At 66.6% G+C, this 15,043-nt stretch carries 13 protein-coding genes and 1 tRNA gene; 8 read left to right on the forward strand and 6 right to left on the reverse strand.

All coding sequences use genetic code 11. The features are described 5' to 3' along the window. Positions 1 to 59 precede the first annotated feature (59 nt). Complete coding sequence (locus tag D9X30_RS27765) at positions 60 to 1,607, reverse strand: DEAD/DEAH box helicase (RefSeq protein WP_153945524.1); 1,548 nt, start codon at positions 1,605 to 1,607, stop codon at positions 60 to 62. 272 nt (positions 1,608 to 1,879) lie between these two features. Between D9X30_RS27765 and D9X30_RS27770 the strand changes: the two genes are divergently transcribed. After that, positions 1,880 to 2,092 (forward strand): hypothetical protein, encoded by a 213-nt coding sequence (locus D9X30_RS27770; RefSeq protein WP_153945525.1) that lies wholly within the window; start codon positions 1,880 to 1,882, stop codon positions 2,090 to 2,092. A 44-nt stretch (positions 2,093 to 2,136) separates the two neighbouring features. Here D9X30_RS27770 and D9X30_RS27775 read toward each other — a convergent pair whose 3' ends face one another. Together D9X30_RS27775 and D9X30_RS27780 are read right to left on the reverse strand one after the other, a co-directional pair. Then, complete coding sequence (locus D9X30_RS27775; RefSeq protein WP_249641102.1) at positions 2,137 to 3,135, reverse strand: Bug family tripartite tricarboxylate transporter substrate binding protein; 999 nt, start codon at positions 3,133 to 3,135, stop codon at positions 2,137 to 2,139. Between the two features lie 75 nt (positions 3,136 to 3,210). After that, on the reverse strand, positions 3,211 to 4,854 hold the full coding sequence (locus tag D9X30_RS27780; RefSeq protein WP_153945527.1) for an acyl CoA:acetate/3-ketoacid CoA transferase: 1,644 nt from the start codon (positions 4,852 to 4,854) through the stop codon (positions 3,211 to 3,213). A 207-nt stretch (positions 4,855 to 5,061) separates the two neighbouring features. Between D9X30_RS27780 and D9X30_RS27785 the strand changes: the two genes are divergently transcribed. After that, on the forward strand, positions 5,062 to 5,868 hold the full coding sequence (locus tag D9X30_RS27785) for an IclR family transcriptional regulator domain-containing protein (protein ID WP_153945528.1): 807 nt from the start codon (positions 5,062 to 5,064) through the stop codon (positions 5,866 to 5,868). 211 nt (positions 5,869 to 6,079) lie between these two features. On the opposite strand, the gene D9X30_RS27790 is transcribed toward D9X30_RS27785, so the two are convergent. Beyond that, positions 6,080 to 6,688 (reverse strand): glutathione S-transferase family protein, encoded by a 609-nt coding sequence (locus D9X30_RS27790; RefSeq protein ID WP_153945529.1) that lies wholly within the window; start codon positions 6,686 to 6,688, stop codon positions 6,080 to 6,082. Positions 6,689 to 6,910: 222 nt separating this feature from the next. On the opposite strand from D9X30_RS27790, the gene D9X30_RS27795 reads away from it, so the two are divergent. The 5 genes from D9X30_RS27795 to D9X30_RS27815 all read left to right on the forward strand — a co-directional run bounded on the left by D9X30_RS27795 (position 6,911) and on the right by D9X30_RS27815 (position 12,105). Beyond that, positions 6,911 to 7,894, forward strand: a complete 984-nt coding sequence (locus tag D9X30_RS27795) for a 2-keto-3-deoxygluconate permease (protein ID WP_153945530.1) — start codon at positions 6,911 to 6,913, stop codon at positions 7,892 to 7,894. Beyond that, entirely contained in the window at positions 7,891 to 9,111 is a 1,221-nt protein-coding gene (locus D9X30_RS27800; protein WP_153945531.1) for a four-carbon acid sugar kinase family protein, read from the forward strand. Before D9X30_RS27795 ends, D9X30_RS27800 begins: the two co-directional genes overlap by 4 nt. A 27-nt stretch (positions 9,112 to 9,138) precedes the next feature. Next, positions 9,139 to 10,140 (forward strand): 4-hydroxythreonine-4-phosphate dehydrogenase PdxA, encoded by a 1,002-nt coding sequence (pdxA, locus tag D9X30_RS27805; RefSeq protein WP_153945532.1) that lies wholly within the window; start codon positions 9,139 to 9,141, stop codon positions 10,138 to 10,140. Between the two features lie 76 nt (positions 10,141 to 10,216). Continuing rightward, the gene (locus D9X30_RS27810; protein WP_153945533.1) at positions 10,217 to 10,993 is read left to right on the forward strand and encodes a DeoR/GlpR family DNA-binding transcription regulator; all 777 of its coding nucleotides are present in this window, start codon (positions 10,217 to 10,219) and stop codon (positions 10,991 to 10,993) included. A gap of 239 nt (positions 10,994 to 11,232) precedes the next feature. Beyond that, complete coding sequence (locus D9X30_RS27815) at positions 11,233 to 12,105, forward strand: NAD(P)-dependent oxidoreductase (RefSeq protein ID WP_153945534.1); 873 nt, start codon at positions 11,233 to 11,235, stop codon at positions 12,103 to 12,105. Between the two features lie 80 nt (positions 12,106 to 12,185). Here the strand turns inward: D9X30_RS27815 and D9X30_RS27820 are convergent. Together D9X30_RS27820 and rpoD are read right to left on the reverse strand one after the other, a co-directional pair. Then, positions 12,186 to 12,264, reverse strand: a tRNA-Ile gene (locus D9X30_RS27820). 16 nt (positions 12,265 to 12,280) lie between these two features. Further along, positions 12,281 to 14,566: an RNA polymerase sigma factor RpoD gene (rpoD, locus tag D9X30_RS27825; protein ID WP_249641103.1), complete on the reverse strand. Its 2,286-nt coding sequence runs from the start codon at positions 14,564 to 14,566 to the stop codon at positions 12,281 to 12,283. Here rpoD and D9X30_RS27830 point away from each other — a divergent pair. Further along, positions 14,556 to 14,915, forward strand: coding sequence for a hypothetical protein (locus D9X30_RS27830; protein WP_249641104.1), 360 nt, complete (start codon positions 14,556 to 14,558; stop codon positions 14,913 to 14,915). The genes rpoD and D9X30_RS27830 overlap by 11 nt on opposite strands. Positions 14,916 to 15,043 lie beyond the last annotated feature (128 nt).

Raw genomic sequence — 15,043 nt, forward strand, 5'->3', positions numbered from 1 at the left:
CCCGAAATGAAAATGGCCCGCGTTGTGCGGGCCATTTTGCTTGTGAGGCCTTGGCGATCTTACGACTTGCGGGGCGCACCGCCCAGCAACGCCGCCACCGGGCGCTTGGGCGCCTGACGGCCACGCGTGAGCGCGGCGGCCAGCTGATCCTCGGCCTTCGGCGCCGGCGTGTAGTTGCCCGACGGCTCGTACGGACGCGAGAAGAACGGATCGTCCGACGGACGGAACGCCGGCCGGCCATTGGGTTCGGTACGACGGCGGCGCGGGGCCGATTCGTCGCGCTCGCCGCTGCCACCGGCCGCACCGGCTGCGCCCCCCGTGGCACCGGCACCGCCGTTGTCGCGCGCACGGCGCACGTCCGAGCGTTGGCGGCGGCGGTCCGATTCTTCCTGGCGTGCACGCTCCCCGGTCGGGTCGAAGCCTTCGAGCGTGCCGCGCGGCACGCTGCGCTTGATCAGCTTCTCGATATCTGCCAGCAGCCGGTCATCATTGCCCGGCACGTGGATCGACAGCGCATCGCCGCTGGCGCCGGCACGACCCGTGCGGCCGATCCGGTGGACGTAATCCTCGGCGCTGAACGGCAGGTCGAAGTTGATCACGCACGGCATGGCCGGGATGTCCAGGCCGCGCGCGGCCACATCGGTGGCCACCAGCGCATCGATCGTGCCGCTCTTGAAGCCGTCGAGCGTCTGCATGCGCTCGGTCTGCGTCTTGTCGCCATGGATGGCGGCGGCGTTGATGCCTTCGCGTTCCAAATGGCGTGCCAGCCGCGAGCAGCCAATCTTGCTGTTCACGAACACGATGCACTGCTTCGACTGCTGCTCGTTGGCACGCTGCTTGAGCAGGTGCACCACGGCGGCCTGCTTGTGGCCGTCCGGCACGGAATAAACCACCTGGCGCACGTTCTCGTTGGTCGAGTTGCTGCGCGCCACTTCGATCGTCACCGGTTGCTTCAGGTAGCTCGACGCCAGCTTCTTGATCTCGGGCGAGAACGTGGCCGAGAACAGCAGCGTCTGGCGTTGCGCCGGCAGCAGGTTGATGATGCGCTGCAGATCGGGCAGGAAGCCCATGTCGAGCATGCGGTCGGCCTCGTCCAGCACCAGCATCTGCACCTGCGACAGGTTCACCGATTTCTGCTGCACGTGGTCGAGCAGGCGGCCCGGCGTGGCCACGAGGATTTCCACGCCACGGCGCAGCGCGTCGGTCTGCGGATTCATGTCCACGCCACCGAACACCACGGTGCTGCGCAGGTCGGTGTGCTGCGCGTAGCGCGCCACGTTGTCGTAGACCTGGTCGGCCAGTTCGCGCGTGGGCGTCAGCATCAGCGCACGCACCGGGTGGCGCGCCGGCGACGCGCTGGCGTTGGCCATCGGCAGCAGGCGCTGGATGATCGGCAGGGCAAAGCCGGCGGTCTTGCCGGTGCCGGTCTGTGCGGCGCCCATGACGTCCTTGCCCAGCAGCACCACCGGAATGGCCTGTGCCTGGATCGGCGTGGGCTTGGTGTAGCCCTGGTCGGACAAGGCACGCAGGATGCGTGCGTCCAGCCCGAAGCTTTCGAACGTCTGCTCTGCGGCTGGGGTCTGGTCTGGGGTGTTGGTCATCGTCATCAATGAGGTGTCGGTGCAGGGCGCGGAGCCGAGGCAACGGACACGCGTCTGGTACGGTTCAACGGGCGGCGCGCGGCGGAAAACGCGCGAAAAGATGAATTGCCCGGAAAATCAAAGACTTGGATTCTACCACCAGAGTCCGGGGGCGCACACAGGGGCTGAAGGGCAGTATCGGTGTCTGACATGTCAATGAAATGTCAACAACGCGTCACAAAAGCTGGCGAGGATATCGCCCGGCCATGTCCATACATGGACACCCAAAGCCTTCCGCCATGACGACCCGCCTGCCCTCCTTGCCCGCCACACCCCCATCCGACGCCACCCGCCGCAGTTTCCTACGTATCTCCAGTCACTTTTTAGGCCTGGGCGCCGGCCTGACCATCGACACGGCGGGCAAGGGCTGGGGTATCCACCCGGAATTGGAACCCATCGCCCACGGCGACGGCTGGCACTGGGCCGAAAGCAGGAAACTGCGCGCCGTCTGACCCGCATCAAGCAAGCCGGGCTGGAAAACGGCTTCAGACAGCCGTCAGTCGCTCTTGATGTTGTTGTCCTTGATGACCTTGCCCCACTTGGCATAGTCGTTCTGCATGCGCGCGGCAAGCTGGTCGGACGGCAGGTACGAAGCCACGGTGCCGGCGCCCAGCATCTTCTGCTGCACGGTCGGATCGGCCAGCGCGCCCTTGAGCGCGTCGGACAGTTTGGCCACCACGTCCCTGGGCGTGCCGGCCGGCACCAGCAGGCCACCCCACGACGACGCGTCGAAACCCGGGAAACCCTGCTCGGCCACGGTCTTCACCTCCGGCGCAAACGTGACGCGCTTGCTCGATCCCACCGCGATCGGGCGCAGTTTGCCGGCCTTGATATGCGGCAGCGCCGCGATCATGTCCGAGAACATCATCGGCACCTGGCCGGCCAGCAGGTCCGAAATCGCCGGCGCACTCCCCTTGTACGGCACATGCTGCACGTCGAAGTGGCCCAGGTTCTTCAGCAGTTCGGTCGACAGATGGCCAAAGCTGCCGTTGCCGGCGCTGGTGTAGTTCATCTTGCCGGGGGCAGCCTTGGCCTTGGCGATGTACGACTGCAGGTCGGTCACATCGGGCAGCGACTGCGGGTTCACGACCATCACGATCGGCAGTTCGTAGGCGTTACCAACCGGCGTGAAGTCCTTGAAGATGTCGTAGCTCTTGCGCGGCAGCAGGTGCGGCGCCAGCAGCGTGGGCGTGGCCAGCATTACCAGCGTGTAGCCATCGGGAGCCGCCTTGGCCACGGTTTCGGTGCCGATGGTGCCCGAGGCACCGGGACGGTTGTCGATGACGATGGTCTGCTTCAGCGTCTCGCCCATCTTCTGGCCAATGATGCGCGCGGCCGTGTCGGTCGGGCCGCCCGCCGGGAACGGCACCACCAGGCGAATCGGCTTGTCCGGGTAGTGCTGCTGCGCCAGCGCGGACGCCGATGCAAACGGCAGCAGGGCTGCCAGGGCCAGCGCGGACAGCGCCAGACGACGGGATTGACGACGGTGTTGCACAGTGCTTCCTCCAATATCGGCCCGGTACAGCGGGCCTCTTTCTCGTAATCGTTCTAGTCGTTTCTTGAAACGTGCTCAGAGCCGCATGGGCCCCGGCTGGAACAGCCGCGCGTCCATCGTGCGCAGGTCGTCGGCCACCGCCACCGGCGTGGCGCACTGGTCGAGCACATCGCGCTGCAGATCCACCCCCGGGGCGATTTCCACCAGCGTCAGGCGCGCATCGCCGTTGGCATCGGCGCGCATCTCGAACACGGCGCGCTCGGTCACGTACAGCACGGGAATGCCCAGCGACGCCACGTACGGGCCATTGAAGCTCAGGTGCGAGACCTCGGGCACGATCTTCCTGACGCGCCCTTCCTTGACGATCCGCAGCGCGCCGTCCTCGGCGCGGATCTCCAGCCCGCCGGCCGTCAGCGTGCCCATGAAGACCACCGCGCGGGCGCTCTGGGTGATGTTGATGAAGCCGCCCACGCCGGCGATCAGCGCGCCCTCCCCTTCGCCGAACTTGCTCACGTTCACGTTGCCGTGGCCGTCGAGTTCGGCAAGGCCCAGGATGGCCAGGTCGATGCCGCCGCCCTCGTAGAAATCGAATTGCGCCGGCTGGTCGACCACGGCCTCGGGATAGGCCGACGCGCCAAAGCTCAGGCCATCGGCCGGCGTGCCGCCGATGGGGCCGGCCTCGACGGTCAGCGTGAAGCCGTCGAGCCCGGCCTGGTGTGCCAGCGCGCCCACGGCGGCCGGCATGCCCACGCCCAGGTTCACCACGCGCGGCCGGCGCGCGGCCAGTTCCATCACGGCGCGGCGTTGCACGATGGTGCGGGCGTCCAGCGCGGCCGATGCGGCCGGCAGCGTTTGCGCTTCCTTCGCCTTCTCGGCGGCATCGGCACGCTCGCCGCGCCACGGCCGCACGTAGGCCTCGTTGTACGTCTCGGCAAACGTCATCTGGTGATGCGCGGGCTGCTCGCTGACCACCACGTAATCCACCAGGATGCCGGGCACGTGAATGGCCTGCAGCGTCTCGTGATGATCGACGATCGACTCGACCTGCGCGATCACGATGCCGCCCGAGTTGTGGGCCGCCTGCGCCATGGCCAGCAGTTCGTGGTGGAATGCCTCCCGATGGGTGCTCAGGTTGCCGCGCGGGTCCGATGCCGTGCAGCGGATCAGCGCGCAATCGATACGGAAGCTTGGATAGAACAGGTATTCGTCGCCCCGGAAGTCCACCGCCTCGACCCAGTTCGCGGTGCCCGCCGCAATGGCGTCGCGGGCCCGCTGGTTGACCGCGCCACCGTGGTAGCGCGGGTCCTGCGCCGTACGGGGGTCCACGAACGTGTGCAGGCCGATCTTTGTCAGCACACCGGGCTTGCCCCCGGCGATGGCGCGATACAGGTGCGTGAGCACGCCCTGCGGCAGGTTGAAGCCTTCGCAATCCTCGTTCATGGCCAGCGTGGCCAGGCGCGTGGCCGAACGCCAGTGCCCGCCGACGATGGCGCGCGTCATGCCGGCATTGCCGAAGTGATTCACCCCGCGTGCGCCCCGGTCGCCCTGCCCTGCGGAATAGACCAGTGTCAGGTCACGCGGCAGCCCATCGCGCAGAAAGCGTTGCTCCAGCGCCTCGGTCACGCCCTCGGCATGGCCGGCGCCGACAAACCCCGCACTGGCCACGGTCCAGCCGGTCTGGACGAGTTCTGCCGCCTGCGCGGTGGTGATCACCTTCATTGCCGTCTCCTGAGTCTTGTTCTGTCGTGGTTTCTACCGACCCACCTTTTGCGAACAAATGTTCGCGAAACACCTATCATACGGATCGGACGGCCGGACGCAAGTCGGGGCTGACCCGCAGAAACCCCTTATTTCGATCCCTTCGATCCCTTCGATCCCTTCGATCCCTTCGATCCCTTCGATCCCTTCGACCCGTTCCATCCCGACATGCCGCGCAGCAACGCCCAGACCACCGAAGACGCCATCGACACCCCCAGGAAGGAAGAACTGCTCGACTCCCTGACCAAGGGCCTGGCATTGCTGCGCCTGTTCGCCAGCGGCAGCGAGCGCCTGACCATGCAGGATGTGGCGGATCAACTGGACGTGACGCGAGCCGCCGCCCGCCGCCTGCTGCTCACGCTGGCGCACAACGGCTACGTGGCACAGCAGGGCCGCCAGTTCGTGCTGACGCCCCGGGTCATGGACCTTGGCTATGCCTACTTTGCGTCGATGAACCTGCCGCAGCTTGCGCGTCCCTATCTGCAGGCGCTGTGCGCCGAAGCCGGCGAAAGCTGTTCGGTCGGCATGCTGGACCACGAGTCGGTGGTGCTGGTGGCGCGCGAGGAGCCCAGCCAGTTGCTGCGCGTGGACATGGCGATTGGCCGCCGCATGCCGGCCTACGCGCACTCGCTGGGGCGCGTGCTGCTGGCCGGGCTCGACGACGAAACCCTGGCCGCCTATCTGGACCGCGCCGAACTGCGCAAGCTGACACCGTTCACGATCAGTTCCCGCCCGGCGCTGGCGCGCAAGCTGGCGGAAGTGCGCGCCAATGGCTATTGCGCGCTGGTCAGCGAACTGGTCGATGGATTTGCCGGGATCTCTGTGCCGCTGACCGACCAGGCCGGCAAGGTGGTGGCCGGCCTGGGCCTGAGCATGGTGCTGGGCAGCCGCGACCAGGCCTATCTGGAACAGCACTACCTGCCGCCGCTGCGCCACGCTGCCGCGCAGATCGAGGCCATCCTGAAGGCGCGATAACTGCCAGTCGGCCCCAAAAGGAAAAAGCCCCGCAGGCCGGGGAGGTCGCGGGGCAGAAGTGGTAGCGGGGCAAGGATCCTGTCGCCCCGCCGCGTATCGTGATGCAAGGCGACTAGCGCCACATCACCCGTTTGTGGGGGATTTGGTGGGGTATCGCACAATCGGCGTACGAATCCGCGCGCTTGATCGGTCAATGCATCACATTTGGCGTTCAGGCGTGCGGCAATGCCCGGAAAGCCGGAAACGTCTCGACCGCCGTCGCGAACGCCGTCAGCGCCGGATGCGCCACCGGGTCCACCCTGCCCGGCAGCATGGCCTGCGTGAACGTCCACACCACCGCCGCGGTGAGGCCGGCCTGATCGAGCTCCTCCTCGGCCACCGGAAGCGGCACCGATTTCATCTCGTCTTCGAGCAGCGCGAACGCGCTGGCGCACTGGCCATCCACGCGTTCCACCCACGGCTGGTGCACTTTTTCGGTGGGCCGCAGGTTGTGCTCGTACACGCGCTGCACCGCCTTCTCGCACGCCGCCAGCGACAGGCCAACGATGCGCAGCGCGCGCTGGCGCGCCACCAGCTCTGCCGGCATCAGGCTGCGGCCGGCCAGCGCCTCGGCGTAGTCGATGATCAGCGTCGAATCCATCAGCACCACGCCGTTGTCGCACACCAGGCTGGGGGCCTTGACCACCGGATTGATCGCGCGAAACTGGTCGAAGGTGCGAAACACTGACACCTGCTCCAGCGCATAGGGCAACCCCAGCAGCCGCAGCGTAATCGCGGCGCGGCGCACGTAGGGGGAATCGAGCATGCCGATCAGTCTCATGGGGGCTCCAGTTTCCATACGGACAAGAAAAGCGGGAGCCATACGATAGCGCAACCCGTGCTGCGCTGGCGGTAGTGTGACCGAATGACCATTTCAATCATTTTTCTGATCGAACTGGTCAAAATCAATCCTTTGGCCTACACTTCGCCCCACGTTTGATCGAATCGATCAAACGCCTGCGCAAAACACACAGTTGCCGCACCCACGCGGCAGGAGACGACGATGCAGATTCATATCAAGCGCGCCATCGAGCGCGTGCCGGGCGGCATGATGATCGTGCCGTTGCTGATCGGTTCGCTGGTTGCAACGTTTGCCCCCGAGGGTCCGAAGTTCTTCGGGTCGTTCACGAACGCCCTGTTCACCGGCGCGCTACCCATCCTGGCCGTGTTCTACGTCTGCATGGGCGCCAGCATCAGCGTCAAGGCCACGCCCTACATCGTGAAGAAGGGCGGCGTGCTGTTTGCCACCAAGGTGGGCACGGCCATGCTGCTGGGCGTGATCCTCGGCCATTTCCTGGGCGAGGCGCCGATCAGCGCCGGCATGTTCGCCGGCATGTCCACGCTGGCCGTGGTGGCGGCGATGAATGACACCAACGGCGGCCTGTACATGGCCCTGATGGGCCAGTACGGCAAGCCTGAGGACGTGGGCGCCTACTCGATCATGTCGCTGGAATCGGGCCCGTTCCTGACCATGGTCACGCTGGGCGTGGCGGGCCTGTCGGCCTTTCCGTGGCCGACGCTGGTCGGCAGCATCCTGCCGCTGATGCTGGGCATGATCCTGGGCAACCTGGACCGCGAGATGCGCGAATTCCTGAGCAAGGCCGTGCCGGTGATGATTCCGTTCTTCGCGCTGGCGCTGGGCGCTGGCCTTGACCTGCACAAGGTATGGCAGGCTGGCATGCTGGGCCTGGGCCTGGGTGTCGCCGTGGTCGTGGTGACGGGCTTCGCGCTCTATATCGCCGACCGCCTGAGCGGCGGCACCGGCGTGGCGGGCGTTGCGGCGGCCAGCACCGCTGGCAACGCGGCAGCCGTCCCAACCCTCGTGGCGGCCGCCAACCCGGCCTACACCGAGGCCGCCAGGCACGCCACGATCCTGGTGGCCGCCTGCGTGGTGGTGACTGCGGTGCTGACCCCGCTGCTGACCGCCTTCGTGGCGCGTCGCGTGGCACGGCGCACGAACGCCACCATGGCCAGGACCGCCGCATGAGCTGGCTCATCATCGCCGACGACCTGTCCGGCGCGGCAGACTGCGCCATCGGCTTTGCCGCGCACGGCGCGCGCACGGTGGTGACGCTGGATGCAGCGGCCGCCGTGGAAGTCGGCGGTGCCGATGTAGTCGCCGCCGACGTCGATAGCCGCCGCCTGGCGCCAACCGAGGCCGCCGCGCGCAATCTCGAAGCCTGGCGCTGCGGCACTGCCGCACACCGCCGGCTCTACAAGAAGATCGATTCGACCCTGCGCGGCAACTGGGCTGCCGAGACGGCCGCGCTGCAGCCGGTGGCCGGCCTGGCCGTCGTCGCCCCGGCCTTTCCGGCCATGGGCCGCACCACGCGCGACGGCCGGATGTTCGTGAACGGCCAGCCGCTTGAAAGCACCGACATCTGGCGCCTGGAAGGCCTGACCGGCCCCGCCGACATGGTGGCGCTGCTCGAAGCGCAGGGCCTGCGCACCGCGCGCATTTCGCTGTACACGCTGCGCGCCGGCCTGGCCGCCGTGCAATCTCAACTGGCAGGCTGGCAGGCCGAGGGCTATCAGGCCGTGGTCTGCGATGCTGAAATCGAAGCCGACCTGCTCACGCTGGCCCAGGCATCGATCGACCTGGCCACGCCGGTGTTCTGGGTGGGCTCGGGCGGCCTGGCGCGCGCGCTGTCGGCGGCGGCACCGGTGCGCGGCGTGGACACCCCGACCCCGGCACCCCGCCACGAAGGCCCGGTGCTGACGCTGGTGGGCAGCATGTCCGGCGTGTCGGGCAGGCAGGCCACCTATCTTTGCGAACAGGCCGGCATCGACGCGCTGGTGGTGCCGCCGCAGGCGCTGCGCGACGGCGCACACCACGCGGCATGGATCGCGTCGCAACAGTCAATTGCCGACTGCCTGATGGCGGGCCGCGACCTGCTGGTCAGCATCGGCCGCGACGACGCATTCGACCCGGCCGAAGGGCCGCAGTTGTCCGCCGCACTGGCCCAGCTGGTATTACCCTACTTTGCGCACGTCGGCGGGCTGATTGCCACCGGCGGCGAAACGGCACGTGCGATGCTGGCGGCCGCCGGCATCGGCGCCCTCACGCTGAAGCGCGAGGTGGAAGCCGGCGTGCCGCTATCCGAAACCCTCACGGGCCCCACGCGCCGCATTGCCACCAAGGCGGGCGCGTTCGGCACCGACGCCGCGCTATGGCTTGCCTGGCAAGCCATGCGCCAGGACTGATTTCCCCACCAAACGGGACAAGGACAAATGAGCGACTACATTCCGGTTATCGGCATCACGATGGGTGATGCCACGGGCATTGGCCCCGAAGTCATCGTCAAGAGCCTGGCGCACGAGAGTGTCTACGCCCAGTGCCGCCCGCTGGTCATCGGCGACGCGCGCCGGCTGGAGCAGGCCGGCCGCCTGGTCAACTCGACGCTCAAGGTGCGCGCCATCGCATCGCCCGACGAAGCCCGCTTCGAACTGGGCACGATCGACTGCATCGACCTGGGCCTGATCCCGGAAGACCTGCCGTTCGGCAAGCTGTCGGCCGTGGCCGGCGACGCCGCGTTCCGCTATATCGAGCGCGCCGTGCAACTGACGCAGCAGGAAAAGATCGACGCGATCTGCACCGCGCCGCTGAACAAGGAGGCGCTGCACGCCGGCGGCCACAAGTTCCCGGGCCATACCGAGATGCTGGCGCACCTGACGGGCACGCCCGAGGTGTCGATGATGCTGGTGGCGCCGAAGCTGCGCGTGATCCACGTGACCACCCACATCGGCCTGATGGACGCCATCCGCAAGATCGAGCCGGGGCTGGTGCAGCGCACGATCGAGCGCGGCGACACCACGCTCAAGCGCGCCGGCATTGCCGCGCCGCGCATTGGCGTGTGCGGCATCAACCCGCACGCCGGCGAAAACGGCCTGTTCGGCCAGGGCGAGGAAGAGCAGAAGATCATCCCGGCCGTGGAGGCGCTGCGCGCGCAGGGCGTGGATGTGGAAGGGCCGCTGCCGGCCGATACGCTGTTCTATCGCGCCGGCCGGGGCGATTTCGACCTGGTGGTGGCGATGTACCACGACCAGGGCCATGGCCCCGTGAAGGTGCTGGGCCTGGAAGCCGGCGTGAACATCACCGTCGGCCTGCCGGTCATCCGCACGTCGGTTGACCACGGCACCGCGTTCGACATCGCCGGCAAGGGCATCGCCGACGAGCGCAGCCTGCTCGAAGCCCTGCGCCAGGGCGCGGAACTGGCCACGCGGCGCGCGTGATCCCCGCCGTTTGACCGCGCCTGCACTGCTGTAAGATCGGGGATCGTTTTTCGATCCCCTTTTTCTTGTCTCGCTCATGAAAGCCGCCGACCGCCGCCGCGCCATCCTCGAACTCGTGCTTGCGGGTGAAGACGCCAACGTCGACCGCCTGACCGCGAGCCTTGGCGTGTCCGAGGCCACCGTGCGCCGCGACCTGACCGCCCTGGCGCGTGAAGGCCGCATCGTCCGCACCTATGGCGGCGCCGCCGCGCTGATGCAGGTGGGCGGCCACGAACCCGAGGCATCGCTGGAGGAACGCAAGGCCCTGCAGCGCGAGCAGAAGGAAGCCATCGCCCGCCTGGCGGCAAGCTTCGTGCAGGACGGCGACGCGGTGCTGCTGGACAGCGGCACCACGGCCGCCGCGCTGGCCCGCTTGCTGGCCGCGCGCGAAGACCTGCACGTCTACACCACGAATCTGCTGGCCGTGACCGCGCTGGCGGGCCTGCCCAAGGTCCGCGTCACGCTGATCGGCGGCGATGTGCGCCCGTCGAGCATGGGCACGTTCGGGCCGCTGGCGCAGGTGGCGCTGTCACGCATCAGCGTGGACAAGGCATTCCTGGGCGCCGACGGCGTGGTGGCCGGCGTGGGCCTGTGCGAAGCCAGCGCGGAACAGGCCTACCTGAAGGAATGCATCATCCGCCAGGCCGCCGACATCTTCGTGCTGGTCGATTCCACCAAGCTCGGCCGCGCCCGCCAGCAGCACTGGACCCCGCTGGAACGCGCCTGGACGCTGGTTACCGATGCCGACGCCACGCCGGCGCAACTTGAACCGTTTCACGCGCTCAAGCAGGTCGAGGTGGTGGTGGCCGAGTAGCCGCGATGTGATCGGCGGCGATGGCGGGCGTCGCGCCGGACCGCCACGTTCCAGCAGGAAGACGCGGCGCGGACGTTTCGATACGTACGGCGGGTGCGCAATCGGCATCCCGCACCCGCAGCAGGGCTAATACGCCCGGCGCGCGCGCGTGCTAACTTGCGGCCTTCCCGCACGTGTATCCCGACGCACGTCCGCAAGCAAAGCCGTTAGACGCACGCAAGCACACGATGGAGGCCGTCATGCAAATCGCTTTCCTTGGACTCGGCACGATGGGGCTGCCGATGGCCGCAAACCTGCTCAAGGCCGGCCATTCGGTACGCGCCTGGAACCGCTCGCCCGGCCCCGTCGACAAGCTCGTGGCACAGGGCGCGCAAGGCGTTACCACGGCTGCCGACGCCGCCCATGGCGCCCAGGTGCTGATCACGATGCTGGCCGACGACGCCGCCACGCGCGACACCATCGTCGGCGGCGGTGCGCTCGACGCGCTGGCCCGTGGCGCCATCCATATCAACATGGGCACCGTCTCGGTGGCGCTGGCGCGCGAACTCGCCGCGCTGCATGCGGCGCGTGGCGTGGCCTATGTCGCGGCGCCGGTACTGGGCCGCGTCAACGTGGCCGAGGCCGGCCAGCTGAACATCCTTGCCGCCGGCGACTCCCAGGCGCTCACCACCGTGCAGCCGCTGTTCGACATACTGGGCCAGAAAACCTGGATCTTTGGCGACAAGCCCGAGCAGGCCAACGCGGTCAAGCTGGGCGTGAATTTCATGATCGGCGCCGCGATTGGCGCCATGAGCGAAGGCGCGGCGCTGGCACAGGGCTACGACGTCGACCCGGCCGCGTTCCTGGACCTGGTCACCGCCACGGTATTTGCCGCCCCGGTCTACAAGATCTACGGCGGTGCGATCGCCGAACAGCGCTTCGAGCCCGCCGGCTTCAAGCTGGCGCTGGGCGGCAAGGACGTCAGGCTGGCCCTGGAAGCGGGCGAGCAGGCCAACGTGCCGATGACGCTGGCCAGCACGCTGCGCGACGCGCATATCGAGGCCATCGCGCATGGACACAAGGATTGGGCGGCACTGGCCCTGACAGCGCGGCGGCGGGCGGGACGGGGCTGAACCGACGAAATTCGGCCCAGCGTCGGAATTTCATCAAAAAAAGGGGTTACGGCATCAACCGTAACCCCTTTTTGTTTCAATGGTGGGCCTCCCGTGAGTCGAACACGGCACCAACGGATTATGAGTCCGCTGCTCTAACCAGGCATGAGCTAGAGGCCCTTAGAAGGCGTGATGCTTAGCTGCCTTCCAGGAAGCTCTTCAGCTTGTCGGACCGGCTCGGGTGGCGCAGCTTGCGCAGTGCCTTGGCCTCGATCTGGCGGATACGCTCGCGGGTGACGTCGAACTGCTTGCCGACTTCTTCCAGCGTGTGGTCCGTGCTCATTTCGATGCCGAAACGCATGCGCAGCACCTTGGCTTCGCGCGGCGTCAGGCTGTCGAGCACGTCCTTCACCACGTCGCGCATGGAGCCATGCAGCGCCGCTTCGGCCGGGGCCAGCGTGTTCGTGTCCTCGATAAAGTCGCCCAGATGCGAATCGTCGTCGTCACCGATCGGCGTTTCCATGGAGATCGGTTCCTTCGCGATCTTCATGATCTTGCGGATCTTGTCCTCGGGCATTTCCATCTTCTCGGCCAGCGTTGCCGGGTCCGGCTCGTTGCCGGTTTCCTGCAGGATCTGGCGCGAGATCCGGTTCATCTTGTTGATCGTTTCGATCATGTGAACCGGGATACGGATGGTGCGGGCCTGGTCGGCGATCGAGCGCGTGATGGCCTGGCGAATCCACCACGTGGCGTACGTGGAGAACTTGTAGCCGCGACGGTATTCGAACTTGTCCACCGCCTTCATCAGGCCGATGTTGCCTTCCTGGATCAGATCCAGGAACTGCAGGCCACGGTTCGTGTACTTCTTCGCGATCGAGATCACCAGACGCAGGTTGGCCTCGGTCATTTCGCGCTTGGCTTCGCGGGCGCGCTTCTCGCCTTCGGACATCTTGCGATTGACGTCCTTCAGCTCCTTCAGCGGCAGCACCACGCGGGCCTGCAGGTCGATCAGCTTCTGCTGCAGCTCGTGCACGGCCGGCACGTTACGCTCGACGATCGTGCTGTACGGCTTGTTGTCGGCGACGATGGTCTCGATCCAGTCCAGATTCGTCTCGTTGCCGGGGAAGCGGGCAACGAAGTCGGCACGCGGCATGCCGCACTTGTCGACCACGATGTTCAGGATGGCACGTTCGAGCTTGCGGACTTCGTCCACCTGGCCGCGCAGCGTGTCGCACAGACGCTCGACGTTACGCGCGGTGAAGCGGATGCCCATCAGCTCGGCCTGGATCGCTTCCTGGGCCTTCACGTACGGCTTGGACTTGTAGCCTTCCTTCTCGAAGGCACGGCGCATCTTGTCGAACTGCTCGGCGATGATGCGGAATTTCTCCAGCGCAGCAACCTTCAGCTCTTCCAGCTGACGGGCGGATGCCCCGGCGCCGGCGCCGTTTTCGTCGTCGTCTTCGTCGTCGCCTTCCTCGTCGTCGCCGTCTTCCGACTCCTCGTCCTCGTCAGCGGAGGCGGCCGCGGCGGCCGGCGAGTTGTCCTGGACTTCCTCGGCGTTCGGATCGATCAGGCCATCGACGAATTCGTCGATCTTCATCTCTTCGTTGGCGATGCGCTCGGCGCTGGCCAGAATTTCCGAGATCGTGACCGGGCAGGCCGAAATGGCCATGACCATGTCCTTCAGACCGGCTTCGATACGCTTGGCGATCTCGATTTCGCCTTCGCGCGTCAGCAGTTCCACGGTACCCATTTCGCGCATGTACATGCGGACCGGGTCGGTGGTGCGGCCGAATTCGGAATCGACGGTGGACAGCGCGGCTTCGGCCTCTTCCTCGGCCTCTTCCTCGCTGGTGGCCGACGGGGCGTTGTCGTTCAGCAGCAGCGTCTCGGCGTCCGGCGCCTGTTCGTAGACGGCGATGCCGATGTCGTTCAGCGTGGCGACCAGCGTGTCGATCGTTTCCGAATCGACCATGTCGTCCGGAAGGTGATCGTTGATTTCCGCATAGGTCAGGTAGCCGCGCGACTTGCCCAGCTTGATCAGCGCCTTCAGCTTCTGGCGGCGGACCTCGAGTTCTTCCTCGCTACCGGCCTGGTTGGACGAAGCGAATTCCTTGAGCAGCGCCTTTTCCTTGGCCTTGCGGTCCTTGGCCTTCTGCTTCTCGGTCTTGGGGGCCGCCGCGGGCGTGGAGGCGGGCGCGTCGTTGTCGTAAAACTCTTCAGTCACGTCTTCGATGGTGCTGTCTTCTTGCTGCATCTCGGCCTTGGGCTTGCGGCCGCGCTTCTTCGGCTCGGGCTTGACGGCCGGGGCGGCGGGGCGCTCCGATGCAACGGGTGCGGGAGTTGCGGCACGGGCTTTCGGCGCGGTGGCAGCGGCGCCACCCTTGGCGCTGCTGGTCCGGGTGCCGGCCGTCGTTGCCGCACGCTTGCTCTCGACTTCGGTATTCTGCTGTTTCGCCACGGTGATACTCTTGCCTTTCACTGTTGCAGCGGCATCACTGCCGCTTGTATTGGCGCTGCTGCCGCTCTCGCGTGCCGAAGTCGAGGGCTTTGATTTTTCGGATGTGCGATTCCTGGCGGAAGTGGTTCCGGCGGGCGCTGAAACGCTACGCGCGGACTTTGCTGGCGCAGACCGGGCTGATGTCGTCCTGACTGACGCGGTCGATGTCTTCGCCGCCGTTGTTTTCACGGACGCCTTGCCGCTCCCTGATTGGGGAGCTTTGGAGGGAGCCTTCCCGGCTGCCCTTTCGGTTGCTTTGGCCTTTGCCATTGGCACGCTCACTTTCGCCAGTACTGGAGAGAGATTTCGCAATCCAAACCGGGCATTGTAGCACGTCACCAATCCCCGGCTTCCTGTCAGGTGAGGTTTTCACCTGAAAAATCAAGGCTTAAGCGGTTAGACCCCGGATTTGTCCGTCAGTTGGGGTCACATGCGCGGCTCAAGCCGAAAAACCTGTGC

Origin of the sequence: Cupriavidus sp. U2, assembly GCF_009663685.2 — a bacterium.
GTDB classification, from domain to species: domain Bacteria; phylum Pseudomonadota; class Gammaproteobacteria; order Burkholderiales; family Burkholderiaceae; genus Cupriavidus; species Cupriavidus necator_C.